Genomic DNA, 13,253 nt, shown 5'->3' on the forward strand with positions numbered 1-13,253 from the left:
CCTGGCCCGAGGGGTTCCGGATAGGGGGTCGTCATGGTGTCCTCCGGCCAGTCGCTCGACATCGCCTCTGGACTCATCCCCCACGTACCCGACGCCCGCTCCGCCACTCACCCGTGGGCGGCAGCGCGGGGGCCCGGGTGGGCTTGCCGGGGAGAGGACACTCAGGAGTTCGGGTAGCCCCGGACCGCTGCTCCGTCTCTGGCCGCCGCCACCGCCACCGCTTCGGCCCCCGCCGCCAGACCCGGCCGCGGGCTCGACAGCACCGGGAGCGCGGTCGTCGTCAGCCGCTGGGCCGGGGCCATCGAGGCCTGGGCCAGGACGATCACGTCGGCACCGGTGACGGCGTCGGCGGCGGCCGCCACCCGGCGTACGTACCCCTCGTCGTCGCCGGCCTCGAAGCGGGCCCAGGCGCCCTCGACGAGCAGGGTGCGCACGGTGACGTCCCGCCCCGCCCGGCGGGCCTCCTCATCGACCAGGGCCGCGGTCGGGCCGAGCGTGCTCTCGAGGGCGGCCAGGACGACGACGCGGGGGCCCGCCGCCACGGCCGCGGCGGCCATCGGCCGGTCGACGCGCAGCACCGGCACCCCCGCCCCGGCGGCGGCCGCCTCCGCGACCCCACCGATGGTCGAGCAGGTGCACAGCACGGCCCGTGCCCCGTCGGCGACGGCCCGCTCCACCAGGGCACCCACTTCCGGCGCCACCGCATCCGGACCGTCCCGCCGGGCCCGCTCCAGCAGGCCTTCGTCGACGAAGTGCCGTAGTTCCAGGCCCTGGTGGTGCTCGTCGCGCAGGGCGTCGAAGACGGGAACGTGCACGGGTGAGGTGTGCAGAAGGGCGAGCGACACGGGCATCAGAACCGGCCCGGCTGCACCACCAGCCACTCCTTCGATGCCACTCATGCCCCGCCCGCTCCTGGTCGTCCGTCCGCCGGTCAGGCCGGGACGGCCTGCGGGCTGCGCTCCTGGTCCGAGCCCGGCACCGGCTCGGACGGGTCGGCGCCGAGGGCCACGATCCGGTTGTCCGCATCGACGTGCACCACCCGCGGCCGCAGCGCCCGCGCCTCGGCGTCGGTCACCTGAGCGTAGCTGATGATGATCACCAGGTCGCCGGGGTGGACGAGGTGGGCGGCCGCGCCGTTGATCCCGATGACACCGGAACCGCGCTCGCCCTCGATGACGTACGTCTCCAGCCGGGCGCCGTTGGTGATGTCGACGATGTGCACGAGCTCACCGGGCAGCAGATCGGCCGCGTCGAGCAGGTCCGCGTCGATGGTCACCGATCCCACGTAGTGCAGGTCGGCCTGGGTGACGGTGGCTCGGTGGATCTTGGACTTGAACATAGTACGAAGCATTCAGCACTCCCGAAATTCGCTCCCTGCCCGCTTCTTGCAGGTCAAGGGCTATTCTTTGAGCCTACAACGGCACCCTGCCCGACTTCACTGACGCTGCGTCAGCCATCTGCCGAAGACCGTTCACGGGCCCGCGTCTCAGTCCGATCGACGAACGGGACCAGAGTATGGACCAGCGCCTCGCGGGCGCATCGAGATCTCCGTCACGAAACCAGCAGCCAGGTCGTATGAATCGTGGGGCTGCGGGCGTCGCCGGAACGGGCCGAGCTGCCTGCCCAGCCATGTTCCCTATAATTCCTATCGATTTACTAGGAAAGCCTTGATCCCCAGCGTGGTGCGCAGGATGATGTACACGCCGTCGTGCGCAAGGCTCGCGGCTGACACACAGCGCGTGCCGCTCCGCTCCGTCTCACCGTTGACCTTGAGGAGACCTCCGCCATGGGCGTTGCCGCTGCGCCGTCCGGCCCCCTTTCGGAGTCCGACCGGACCGGGCCCGGCCGTGCGCACTGGCTGCGCGTGGCCCGTGAGACGGCCGACGACCTGGCCACGGACGCGGTGGCCCGGGAGCAGGCGGGCAAGGCCCCGCTCGACGAGGTGTCCCGGTTGCGCGAGGCGGGATTGCTGACGCTCCTCATCCCGGCGGAGTCGGCGGGAGGCGGCGCGGACTGGCCCACGGCCTACGCCGTGGTCCGGGAGATCGCCGCGGCCGACGGCGCGATCGGTCAACTGCTCGGCAGTCACTACTTCTTGTCGTGGACCGCCCTGTTCCTCACCGAACCCTCCCGTGCCGCCCGGCTCGAACGGCAGTACGCGGCGGAGCAGTGGTGCTGGGGTGGTGGTCTGGCCCGTCAGGAATCCCCACTGACGTTGGCCAGGGCTCGCGGCGGCCATGTGCTCGACGGACGGCAGTACTACCCCACCGGAGTCCTGGTCGCCGACCGCCTCACCGTGCGGGCCGTGCGGGCCGACACCGGCGAACCGCTCGCCGTCGTCGTCGATCCCGCCCACCACGGCGTCGGTATCGACGGCGACGCCGACACCTTCGGCCAGCGCCTCGCGGCCGGCGGCAGCGTGGAGTTCGACGCCGTACCGGTTGCCGCCGACGACGTACTGGGTTCGCTGTCCTGGGACGAGGACATGATGTCGCCCCTGGCCGCCCTGGCCTCTCCGGTCGGGCGGCTCCTCTCCGTCCAGCTCCGTCTCGGCATGGCCGAGGGAGTGCTAGCCGAAGCCCGGGAGTACAGCCGGGCAGGTCACTCGCCCTGGCACCCCGCCCGGCCGGTCGGCCCTCCCCAGGACCCGCAGGTGCTGGCCGCCTACGGGGAACTCACCGTCCTCACCCGCTCCGCGTCCGCACTCACCGATCAGGCACTGGAAGCCGTGCACGGCGGGCTGGCACGCGGCGAAGACCTCACCTACGACGAGTACGCGGACATCTCCGTCCTCGTCGCCATGGCCGAGGCCGCCTCCTCCCGGGCCGCGCAGGAGTCCACCGCCCGCGCCCTCGACATCGTCGGCACCCGCTCCGCGTCTTCGAGGTTGGGCTTCGACCGCTTCTGGCGCAACGCCCGGACCCACACCCTGTACGAGCCCGTCACCCACCGGCTCCGTGATGTCGGGGACTACTTCCTCAACGGCGCGCATCCGCCGTTCGTCCTGCCCGGCTGACCATCAGCGGCTTCGCCCCCCGACGGCTACGGCGACCGCCCGCGCCTGCTGCACCGGGTGACCACCGCGGCACGTCCGCAGCGGATGCCGACCGAGGCCGTACGGGATAATGGGCGCATGCGGATCTCAGCCAGGGCGGACTACGCGGTACGAGCCGCACTGCTGCTCGCCGCCTCACGGGACGACGGGCCGATGAAGGCCGAGGCCATCGCCGACGCCCAGGACATCCCGCACAAGTTCCTCGAAAGCATCCTGAACGATATGCGCCGGGGCGGTCTCGTCCTCAGCCAGCGCGGCGGCAACGGCGGCTACCGGCTGGCCAGGCCCGCCGAGTCCATCAGCATCGCCGACGTGATCCGCGTCGTCGACGGACCGCTGGTCTCGGTGCGTGGAGTCCGCCCTCCGGAGCTGTCCTACACCGGCCCCGCCGAGTCGCTCCTGCCCTTGTGGATCGCGCTGCGGTCCAACGTGCGCGAGATCCTCGACGGCGTGTCGCTCGCCGACGTCGCAGCCTCCCGACTACCTGCTGAAGTGTCGGCGTTGAGCGATGCCCCCGGAGCCTGGGTAAACCCCTGACGCGCTGAGCCATTTCACCCGTATCCCAGATAGCTAGATACGGCCGTCCATCATGCGAACACCCCCTTGGGGTGGGCGCCGCCTTCTGGCACGATCCCTAGCAGTCAGGTAGGAAAACTAGGGAATGCGGGGTGGGGCCATGAGATCGCTCGACCGCACCCTCCTGTTGCTGACCCTGCTGACGTCACGTCGCCACATCGACTTCGGCCGTACGTCCAGTGCCATCTGTCGCTCTGTCTGAGCCGTCCGCGACCCCGCCGGCACCGCACAGAAAACCGCTGCGCTCCTCCCACCATCCCGCATGCCGCACGCGCATGCCCCACGCGCATGCGCATACGCATACGCGAAGCCCATACCCCCCCGCCTCGCCCTGCCGTACCTCCCTGATCGTCCATCACCGGAGAGGACACCTCCGTGTCTGCCGCAAGACCGCTCACCACCCTCCGCACCATCGCCGTCATAGCGGCGCTCCCTGTCCTGCTGACCGCCTGCGGGTACGGTTCCGAGTCCACCGACGACGGGAAGAAGACCGCGGCCGCGGCCGGTGCCAAGAAGCTCTCCACCGACGAAGTGAAGATCGGCTACTTCCCCAACCTCACGCACGCCACCGCTCTCGTGGGCGTCCAGGAGGGCCTGTTCCAGAAGGAACTCGGCGGCACCACCATCAAGGCCTCGACCTTCAACGCCGGCCCCTCCGAGATCGAGGCGCTGAACGCCGGGTCCATCGACATCGGCTGGATCGGCCCCTCCCCCGCCATCAACGGCTACACCAAGTCGGGCGGCAAGAACCTGCGGATCATCGGCGGTTCCGCCTCCGGCGGCGTCAAGCTCGTCGTGAACCCGGACAAGATCAAGTCCCTGAAGGACGTCAAGGGCAAGAAGATCGCCACCCCGCAACTCGGCAACACCCAGGACGTCGCCTTCCTCAACTGGATCACCGAGCAGGGCTGGAAGGTCGACGCCCAGAGCGGCAAGGGCGACGTCTCCGTCGTCCGCACCGACAACAAGATCACCCCGGACGCCTACAAGTCCGGCTCCATCGACGGCGCCTGGGTCCCGGAGCCGACCGCGTCCAAGCTGGTCGCCGAGGGCGGCAAGGTACTGCTCGACGAGTCGACGCTGTGGCCCGACAAGAAGTTCGTGATCACGAACATCATCGTGTCGCAGAAGTTCCTCAAGGAGCACCCCGACGTCGTCGAGGCCGTACTGCGCGGCTCGGTGAAGACGAACGCGTGGATCAACGCCAACACGGAGAAGGCGAAGACCGCCGCCAACACGGCGCTGAAGGAGCTGTCGGGCAAGGCGCTGCCCGCCGACGTCATCGACCCGGCCTGGAAGTCCATCACCTTCCTCGACGACCCTCTGGCCTCCACCCTCGACACCGAGGCGGAGCACGCGGTGACAGCCGGCCTGCTCGACAAGCCCGACCTGAAGGGCATCTACGACCTCACGCTCCTCGACAAGGTCCTCAAGACCGAGGGCAAGGACGAGGTCGACGACGCCGGTCTCGGTACCGAATAACTGGTCAGCCGATGGGTCCGGCTCCGATGAGGACGAAGGCCATCGTGACCGGCTGGTCGCTGCGGTTGCGCCACGCGTGCCTGGTGCCGTTCTGGATGACGATGTCGCCGGCCGACAGCGGGGTGCACCGGCCGTCGTCGAGTTCGAGGACGATCTCGCCCTGCAGGACGATGCCGTAGTCGACGGTCGGCGTGGTGTGCATGCCGTCGGGCTCCACGAGGTCAGCGATGCCGCGCCCCAGTACGCGATCGTCGACATCCCGGACAACATGACGTTCGAGCAGGCCGGCAAGCTCGGCTACTTCGGCACCGCCTACGGCGCCCTCGAACACGCCGCGGCCCGTCCCGGCCAGGTCGCGCTGATCGACGGCGTCACCGGCACCCTCGGCATCGCCTCCGCCCTGCTCGCGCTGGCCTCCGGTGTCTCCAGGGTCCTCGGCACCGGCCGCAACGAGGAGTTGCTCAAGCGGGTCCGGGAGCTGGCCCCGGACCGGATCGAGGTCATGCGGCTGGGCGAGGGCTCCGCGGGCGAGTGGGCGAAGTCCCGTACCGGCGGCGAAGGCGCGGACTTCGTCATCAGCGCGCTCGATGCCAAGGCTCCGGTGGAGACGATGCTCGACTCCATGCAGGGCGTCCGCCGCGGCGGCAGGGTCATCAACGTCGGCGGCGTGGCCGACCGGCTGCCCGTGGACGTGAAGTGGCTCATGGACGAGCAGGTCCAGCTGATCGGCTCCAACTGGTTCTCCACCGCGCAGGGCCAGGAGGTCGCCGACATGGTGGCCACCGGAGCCCTGGACCTGTCGTACCTGATCACCAAGCCCTTCCCGCTCTCGAAGGTCAACGAGGCGATCTCGGGACGGGCCGTGGACCCCGACGGCGGATTCAGCAACTACGTCGTGGAACCCTTGAACCGCGGCTCCCGCTACTCACCCCGCGGCGGTCCTGTTCTGCCCCGACACCGCCGCGGGGTGCCCGTCCGACGGAGGAACCCATGGAACTGCGCTGGCTGGAATCGTTCGTCGTCGTCGCGGAGGAGCTGCACTTCGCGCGGGCCGCGGATCGGCTGCACCTGGCGCCGTTGGCGCTCAGCGCTCAGATCAGGGCGCTGGAGTCGCACCTGGGCGTACGGCTCGTCGACCGCGGACGGCGCACCCGCCCGGCCCTGACCAGCGCCGGGCAGCTGTTCCTCGACGAGGCCCGGCTGACACTCGCCCAGGCCGCCCGGGCCGAGGCGGTGGGCCGGCGCGCCGGCCGGGGCGAGCTCGGGCATGCCCAGATCGCCTACGTCGCCTCGGCGGCGTTCTCCGGGGTGCTGACCGACGTCCTCACCCGCTGCGCGGGCCCCGGCACCGACCTCACGGTCCAGGTCCGCGAGCTGGAGACACCGGCCCAGCTGGAAGCGCTGGCCTGCGGGGACATCGACGTCGGCTTTCTGCGCTGGCGGCCGGAGTACCCGCCGGAAGTCATGGCCACCTGCCTGCTCAACGAGGACGTGGTCCTGGCGCTGCCGGCCGGCGCGCCACTGGCGGCGCACGAGGCGATTCCGGCGGCCGTGCTGCGCGACGAGAACTTCGTGGCCCCGCACTTCGACGAGGAGTACGGCTGCCGCGACCAGATCCTGGAAGTGGCGGAGCAGGGGGGCTTCAGCCCACGGTGCGCTCCCCCTGTGCGTGACTTCATCGCCGCGCTGACCCTGGTCGGCGGTGGTCTCGCGGTCGCTCTGGTCCCCGATTCGCTGCGGCGCGTGAACATCCCGGGGGTGGCCTACCGGCCGCTGGCGGACGTGGCGCTGACCACCCGGCTGGTCGGCGCCTACCGCAGGGGCGAGACCTCGCCCGCGGTGCGTGGCGTGATCCGCCAGCTGCGTCTGACGGCCGCCACCACGGTCACGGCCGACTGACGGCCCTGATCCCCCACCAAGGCGCTGACGCCTGACACACGGGGGAACACATGACATCGATCAAGCGCGTGGGCGTCGTCGGCGCCGGCCAGATGAGCCAGGGCATCACCGAGGTGTGCGCCCGGGCCGGCCTCCACGTCACCTTGTGCGACGTGACCGAGGACCGGGCCCGCGCGGGTCTGGCGGGCGTGGCGGACTCCCTGCTCAAGGCCGAGAAGCGAGGCACCGTCGCCCCGGAGGGACGCACGCACGCCCTGGCCGGGATATCGGCCACCGGCGATCTCTCCCGGCTGGCCGAGTCGGACCTGGTCATCGAGGCCGCCGTGGAGGACGAGCAGGCGAAGACGGCACTGTTCCGCCGGCTCGACGAGGTCACCGACCCGGGTGCCGTACTGGCCGGCAACACCTCCTCGATCCCCATCGCCCGCCTCGCGGCCGCGACCGCACGCCCGGAGGCGGTGGTCGGCCTGCACTTCTTCAACCCCGTACCCCTCATGCCCCTGGTAGAGATCATCCCCACGCTGCACACCTCCGAGGCCACGGAACGTCGCGCGCGAGCCTTCGCGGGCGACCTGCTCGGCAAGACCACCATCACCACCCAGGACCGCGCGGGCTTCGTGGTCAACTCCCTGCTGGTTCCCTACCTGTTGGCCGCGGTGCGGATGGTCGGCTCGGGTACGACGACGGCGCGGGACATCGACACCGGAATGACCGCCGGCTGCGCCCACCCCCTGGGCCCGCTGCACCTCGCCGACCTCATCGGCCAATCGGGCCTGCTGGGCCGCAAGTCGGGGCAGGAGTTCTTCGCTACCAGGCGGCCTGAGCGTACGGCGGAGGCAGTGCCCCAGGCGTGGGGCCGCCTGCCTCGTCCGCCGAGCCCCGGCCGAAGCCGTCAACGGTCCGTCGGCGGTCAGCGGAACGCCGCCCGGCCGGTGACCGCCTGGCCGACGACCAGGGTGTGCATCTCGCTGGTGCCTTCGTAAGTGAGCACGGATTCCAGGTTGTTGGCGTGGCGCAGCGGCGCGTACTCCAGGGAGATGCCGTTGGCGCCGAGGACGGTGCGGCACTCACGGGCGATGGCGAGGGCCTCGCGGACGTTGTTGAGCTTGCCGACGCTGATCTGCTCGGGGCGGATGCGGCCCTGGTCCTTGAGACGGCCCAGATGCAGGGCGAGCAGGGCCGCGTTCCCCAGGGAGACGGTCATGTCGGCGAGCTTCTTCTGGGTGAGCTGGAAGGCACTGATCGGCCTGTCGAACTGCACGCGGGAGTCGGCGTACTCGACGGCCGCCTGGAGGGAGTCGCGGGCCGCGCCGACCGCGCCGAAGAGGATGCCGAAGCGTGCCTCGTTCAGGCAGGACAGCGGTCCGCGCAGGCCCTCCGCGAGGGGCAGTCGCGCCGAGGCGGGCAGCCGCACGTTGTCGAAGTACAGCTCCGAGGTGATCGAGGCGCGCAGGGACATCTTCTGCTTGATGTCCTGTGTGGTGAAGCCGGGCGTGCCGCGCGGCACGAGGAAGCCGCGGACGCCGTCCTCGGTCTGCGCCCACACGGTGGCCACGTCCGCGATGCCGCCGTTGGTGATCCACATCTTGGAGCCGTTCAGGATCCAGTCGTCCCCGTCGCGGACCGCGCGGGTGCGCATTCCGGCGGGGTTGCTGCCGAAGTCGGGCTCGGTGAGGCCGAAGCAGCCGATCGCCTCACCGGCGGCGAGCCGGGGCAGCCACTCCTGCTTCTGCTCCTCGGAGCCCCACTTCCAGATGGAGAACATCGACAGCGAGCCCTGGACCGAGACGAAGCTGCGGAAGCCGGAGTCCGCCGCCTCCAGTTCCAGGCAGGCCAGCCCGTAGGAGACGGCGTTCGTGCCGGCACAGCCGTAGCCCTCCAGATGCATGCCGAGAAGGCCCAACTTGCCGATTTCTGGGGCGAGTTCACGGGCGAAGTGGGCGTTCTCGAACCACTCGCCGAGGTGCGGGCGCACCCGGTCGGCGAGGAACTTGGCGACGGTGGTCTGGATCTCGCGCTCCTCGTCGGTGAGGACGGAGGTGATGTCGAGCAGGTCGAGGGGGTCCTTCAGCGGCTTGCCGCTCACAGTGGGCTCCTTGTGATCATCAGGGGTGGTTGGTTCAGTCGGACGGGCCGCGCAGGATCTGCGCGGTGTGCCGGCCGAGAGCGGGCGGGGGCAGGCGGTACTGCGCGGGTGTCCCGCTCAGCGCGATGGGGTGCGCGACCTGGCGGGAGGGCCGGCTCTCCTCCCCGTCGGCGGGGATGTCGACGATGCCGGGAAGGCCGAGCTTGTGGGCGAAGGCGAAGGCGTCGTCGAGGTTGTTGACCGGTCCGGCGGGCACCCCGGCCGACAGCAGGACGGCCGACCAGTGGTCGGCGCCCGCGGCACTGAGCCGTTCGGCCAGGATGTCCCGCAGTTCGCCGCGGTGGGCCACCCGGTCGGCGTTGGCGCGGAAGCGGTCGTCGAGCGCGAGACGGGGATCCCCCACAACCTCGGCGAGCGCCGCGAACTGCCGGTCGTTGCCCACCGCGAGAGCGATCGGACGGTCGGCGGTCGGGAAGGTCTCGTACGGGGCGATGCTGGGATGCGCGTTGCCCATGCGGCCCGGGACCACGCCGGCGACGGCGAACGCCGACGCCTGGTTGACCATCGCGGACAGCAGCGAGCTGAGCAGGTTCACCTCCACCCGCTGGCCCTGTCCGGTGGCATCGCGGTGCCGGAGGGCGGCGAGGATGCCGAGGGAGGCGTGCAGGCCGGTGATGACGTCGACCAGGGCCACGCCCGCCTTCGTCGGTTCCCCGTCCGCGCTGCCGGTCACGCTCATCAGACCGCCGACGGCCTGCACCAGCAGGTCGTACCCGGGGATCGCGGCACCCGCGCCGCTGCCGAAACCGCTGATCGAGCAGTAGATCAACTCCGGGTGCCGGGCCTGGAGTTCCTCGTGGCCCAGGCCCAGCCGCTCCATCGTGCCGGGACGGAAGTTCTCCACCACCACGTCGCACTCGGCGACCAGGGCGCGGGCCTGTTCGCGGCCGGCCTCCGTGGCCAGGTCCAGGACGACCGACCTCTTGTTCCGGTTGACGCTCAGGAAGTAGGTCGATGTGCCGTCGTGGTCCGCGGGAGGATGCCAGGCCCGGGTTTCGTCCCCGGTGCCCGGCCGCTCGACCTTGACCACGTCGGCACCGAGGTCGCCGAGGAGCATGGTGGCGTAGGGCCCGGCGAGGACCCGGGAGAAGTCGGCGATGCGCAGACCGTCCAGCGCGCCCCGACCCGCTCCTTCGAGACCGCCGGCCCATCCGTCCGGCACGTTGTGCTGGGTGCTCACGCACCCTCCTCTCTGATCGTCATGTCCGACCTGCCGTGCCGGCGCTGTATCCCGTCACCACCGGTGCTTCAACGGCGGTTCCGGGTGGGTGGGTTCGACGACGGGACGGCCCTGGCCGAGCGGCGCGACGCAGGCGCGGCAGCACGAGCGGCGCTAGTCCGGGGTGCCGCACCACAGGCAGCGTTGGAAGAAGAGTTCGCGGGTCTGTGTCTGGAGCATCGCGGCCTCCTGCACGCAGTTCGGTGACCGAAAACAGGTGATCGGAATCCGATGTCCCCCTCACCCTGGCCCTGTCACAGATCGCCGGTCAACGACGACCTGACGCATCTTTGTGCGCGGAAAACGCTCCATCGGCCGAGGTCAGCGCGGGTTTCCCCGCGCTACCCTCAGCACCGGACCCTGCTGGTCAGGCCCAGGTCAGGGCTCGCGCCTCGGACAAGGGGACCGGCCCTCTGGAGCGGCGATGGAAGACGAGGGAAGTCTCGCGAGAGCGGCGAGTCCAGCGTCACGACCTCCGTGCGGTCGCCGACGTCCGCAGGTTCCTGCGGGCGCAGGCACGGTCGTGGGACTGGGACGCCGTCTCACCCGATCTGGAACTGGCCGTCACCGAACTGGTCACCAACGGTCTGGTGCACGCCGACAGCGAGGTCGAGGTCCGGCTGCGCGAGTACCCCGACCGGCTGCGGGTGGACGTACGCGACTCGGATCCCCGGCCGCCGCTGCCGACCCCCGTGCTCGCCTCCGGTGAGACGGACAGCGAGTCGGAACACGGCCGGGGGCTCCTCATCGTCGATGCCCTGGCCACGTCGTGGGGCAACTCCCCCAGCGGGCGCGGCAAGTCGGTCTGGTTCGAGCTGACCAGGCCCTGACCGCGCTGCCGGGGCCGTGTCCTGATCGAGTTGCCGTTCAGGGTGCCGTGACGTCCGCGGTCTGCTTCTCGAACTGGGTGCGGTGCAGTTCCGCGTAGCGGCCGCCGGCCGCCAGCAGGTCCGCGTGCGTGCCCCGCTCCACGATGCGGCCGGCCTCGACGACCAGGATCACGTCCGCCGCGCGGACCGTGGAGAGGCGGTGGGCGATGACGACGGCGGTCCGGTCGGCCAGCGCCTCGGTCAGGGCCTCCTGGACGGCCGCCTCCGAGGTGTTGTCCAGATGGGCGGTGGCCTCGTCGAGGATGACGACACGCTGGCGGGCCAGCAGCAGGCGGGCGATGGTCATGCGCTGCCGCTCGCCCCCGGAGAGGCGGTAGCCGCGTTCCCCGACCACCGTGTCCAGGCCGTCGGGCAGGGACCGTACGACCTCGTCGAGGCGGGCGCGGCCGAGCGCCTCCCACAGTTCCTCGTCGGTGGCCGTCGGGCGGGCCAGCAGGAGGTTGGCCCGCACGGAGTCGTGGAAGAGGTGGCCGTCCTGGGTGACCATGCCGAGGGTGGCGCGCAGGGAGGCGGCGCTGAGGTCGCGTACGTCGGTGCCGCCGAGGCGGACGGCGCCCTCGTCGACGTCGTACAGGCGCGGGAGCAGGGCGGCGATCGTGGACTTGCCGGCGCCGGAGGAGCCGACCAGGGCGACCGTCTGGCCGGGTTCGGCGCGGAAGGAGACCCCGTGCAGGACCTCGGCGCCACCGCGGGTGTCGAGGGTGGCGACCTCCTCCAGGGAGGCCAGCGAGACCTTGTCGGCGGCCGGGTAGCCGAAGCGGACGTCCTCGAACTCGACCGCCACCGGGCCCTCGGGCAGTTCCTCCGGGTCCGGCCGCTCCTCGATCAGCGGCTTCAGGTCCAGCACCTCGAACACCCGCTCGAAGCTGACCATCGCGCTCATCACCTCCACGCGGGCCCCGGCGAGCGAGGTGAGCGGCGCGTACAGCCGGGTCAGCAGCAGCGCCAGCGCCACGACCGCGCCCGGCTCCAGGGTGCCGCGCAGGGCGTACCAGCCGCCGAGGCCGTACACCAGGGCGAGGGCCAGCGAGGACACCAGGGTCAGCGCGGTCATGAACACCGTCTGGGCGGTCGCCGTACGGATGCCGATGTCCCGGACCCGGGCGGCGCGGGCCGCGAACTCCGCCGACTCCTCCTCCGGGCGGCCGAACAGCTTGACCAGGGTGGCGCCGGGGGCCGAGAAGCGCTCGGTCATACGGGTGCCCATCGCCGCGTTGAGCGCCGCCGCCTCCCGCTGCATACGGGCCATCCGGCTGCCCATCCGGCGCGCGGGGATCACGAACACCGGGAGCAGCACCAGCGCCAGCAGCGTGATCTGCCAGGACAGGGTGAGCATGACGGCCAGGGTGAGCAGCAGCGTGACCACGTTGCTGACCACTCCCGAGAGGGTGTTGCTGAACGCCCGCTGCGCGCCGATCACGTCGTTGTTGAGACGACTGACGAGCGCTCCCGTACGAGTGCGTGTGAAGAACGCGACCGGCATGCGCTGCACATGATCGAACACAGCCGTCCGGAGGTCCAGGATGAGTCCCTCCCCGAGCGTCGCCGACAGCCGTCGGCCGAGAATGCCGAGCGCCGCCTCGGCGACCGCGATCAGCGCGATGAGCAGCGCGAGGCGGACGACCCGGCCCGAGTCGCCGTGCGACACGATCGCGTCCACGACGCGTCCGGCGAGCACGGGGGTCGCGACGGCGAGCAGCGCGGTCACCACGCCGAGCAGCACGAACCAAACGATGCGGCGGCGGTGCGGGCGGGCGAAGGCGGCGATGCGGCGCAGCGTGGCCCGCGCGAACGGGCGGCGCTCCTGCTGGGCGGTCATCACGCTGTGCAGCTGTGTCCAGGCTGTGGTTTCCATGCTCATGGGAGAGAACGTAAGACCTCAAGCTTCGTTGAGGTCAATGCCCGATGGACGTCCCCCCGCTCGAAGGCTCCGATGACTCTCCCCCCTCAGCCGCTTTCCGTCCGTAAGCCGCCGTCCGCGATTCG

The 13,253-nt window shown here is 70.9% G+C and carries 12 protein-coding genes and 1 pseudogene; 7 read left to right on the forward strand and 6 right to left on the reverse strand.

Annotated features, from left to right (window positions below; all coding sequences use genetic code 11):
- Positions 1 to 161: 161 nt before the first annotated feature.
- Together AB0I54_RS25575 and panD are read right to left on the reverse strand one after the other, a co-directional pair.
- Entirely contained in the window at positions 162 to 899 is a 738-nt protein-coding gene (locus AB0I54_RS25575) for an aspartate/glutamate racemase family protein (protein WP_363298479.1), read from the reverse strand.
- 32 nt (positions 900 to 931) lie between these two features.
- The gene (gene panD, locus AB0I54_RS25580) at positions 932 to 1,351 is read right to left on the reverse strand and encodes an aspartate 1-decarboxylase (RefSeq protein WP_363298480.1); all 420 of its coding nucleotides are present in this window, start codon (positions 1,349 to 1,351) and stop codon (positions 932 to 934) included.
- A 435-nt stretch (positions 1,352 to 1,786) separates the two neighbouring features.
- On the opposite strand from panD, the gene AB0I54_RS25585 reads away from it, so the two are divergent.
- The 3 genes from AB0I54_RS25585 to AB0I54_RS25595 all read left to right on the forward strand — a co-directional run bounded on the left by AB0I54_RS25585 (position 1,787) and on the right by AB0I54_RS25595 (position 5,113).
- Positions 1,787 to 3,016 carry an acyl-CoA dehydrogenase family protein gene (locus tag AB0I54_RS25585; RefSeq protein ID WP_363298481.1) on the forward strand — a complete coding sequence of 410 codons (1,230 nt, stop codon included), beginning with the start codon at positions 1,787 to 1,789 and terminating at the stop codon, positions 3,014 to 3,016.
- A gap of 117 nt (positions 3,017 to 3,133) precedes the next feature.
- A complete protein-coding gene (locus AB0I54_RS25590) occupies positions 3,134 to 3,592 on the forward strand; it encodes an Rrf2 family transcriptional regulator (protein ID WP_363298482.1) in 459 nt (152 codons plus the stop codon).
- Between the two features lie 414 nt (positions 3,593 to 4,006).
- Positions 4,007 to 5,113, forward strand: a complete 1,107-nt coding sequence (locus AB0I54_RS25595; protein ID WP_363298483.1) for an aliphatic sulfonate ABC transporter substrate-binding protein — start codon at positions 4,007 to 4,009, stop codon at positions 5,111 to 5,113.
- Positions 5,114 to 5,117: 4 nt separating this feature from the next.
- On the opposite strand, the gene AB0I54_RS25600 is transcribed toward AB0I54_RS25595, so the two are convergent.
- Entirely contained in the window at positions 5,118 to 5,315 is a 198-nt protein-coding gene (locus tag AB0I54_RS25600) for a cupin domain-containing protein (protein ID WP_363298484.1), read from the reverse strand.
- 66 nt (positions 5,316 to 5,381) lie between these two features.
- Between AB0I54_RS25600 and AB0I54_RS25605 the strand changes: the two are divergent.
- The 3 genes and pseudogenes from AB0I54_RS25605 to AB0I54_RS25615 form a co-directional block, all read left to right on the forward strand.
- Positions 5,382 to 5,882: pseudogene (locus tag AB0I54_RS25605) on the forward strand (zinc-binding dehydrogenase); the annotation flags it as partial.
- A 221-nt stretch (positions 5,883 to 6,103) separates the two neighbouring features.
- Positions 6,104 to 7,012, forward strand: a complete 909-nt coding sequence (locus AB0I54_RS25610) for a LysR substrate-binding domain-containing protein (RefSeq protein WP_363298485.1) — start codon at positions 6,104 to 6,106, stop codon at positions 7,010 to 7,012.
- A 50-nt stretch (positions 7,013 to 7,062) separates the two neighbouring features.
- The gene (locus AB0I54_RS25615) at positions 7,063 to 7,995 is read left to right on the forward strand and encodes a 3-hydroxybutyryl-CoA dehydrogenase (protein ID WP_363298486.1); all 933 of its coding nucleotides are present in this window, start codon (positions 7,063 to 7,065) and stop codon (positions 7,993 to 7,995) included.
- Here AB0I54_RS25615 and AB0I54_RS25620 read toward each other — a convergent pair.
- Both AB0I54_RS25620 and AB0I54_RS25625 read right to left on the reverse strand, forming a co-directional pair.
- A complete protein-coding gene (locus tag AB0I54_RS25620; protein ID WP_363298487.1) occupies positions 7,923 to 9,098 on the reverse strand; it encodes an acyl-CoA dehydrogenase family protein in 1,176 nt (391 codons plus the stop codon). The two genes, AB0I54_RS25615 and AB0I54_RS25620, sit on opposite strands and share 73 nt — an antisense overlap.
- A gap of 34 nt (positions 9,099 to 9,132) precedes the next feature.
- Positions 9,133 to 10,320, reverse strand: a complete 1,188-nt coding sequence (locus AB0I54_RS25625; protein WP_363298615.1) for a CoA transferase — start codon at positions 10,318 to 10,320, stop codon at positions 9,133 to 9,135.
- Positions 10,321 to 10,667: 347 nt separating this feature from the next.
- Here AB0I54_RS25625 and AB0I54_RS25630 point away from each other — a divergent pair, with 347 nt between their 5' ends.
- Positions 10,668 to 11,207 (forward strand): ATP-binding protein, encoded by a 540-nt coding sequence (locus AB0I54_RS25630; RefSeq protein ID WP_363298488.1) that lies wholly within the window; start codon positions 10,668 to 10,670, stop codon positions 11,205 to 11,207.
- A 37-nt stretch (positions 11,208 to 11,244) separates the two neighbouring features.
- Here AB0I54_RS25630 and AB0I54_RS25635 read toward each other — a convergent pair whose 3' ends face one another.
- Complete coding sequence (locus AB0I54_RS25635; protein WP_363298616.1) at positions 11,245 to 13,122, reverse strand: ABC transporter ATP-binding protein; 1,878 nt, start codon at positions 13,120 to 13,122, stop codon at positions 11,245 to 11,247.
- Positions 13,123 to 13,253 lie beyond the last annotated feature (131 nt).

Origin of the sequence: Streptomyces sp. NPDC050625 (genome assembly GCF_040654755.1) — a bacterium.
In the GTDB taxonomy this organism is placed as follows: Bacteria; Actinomycetota; Actinomycetes; order Streptomycetales; family Streptomycetaceae; genus Streptomyces.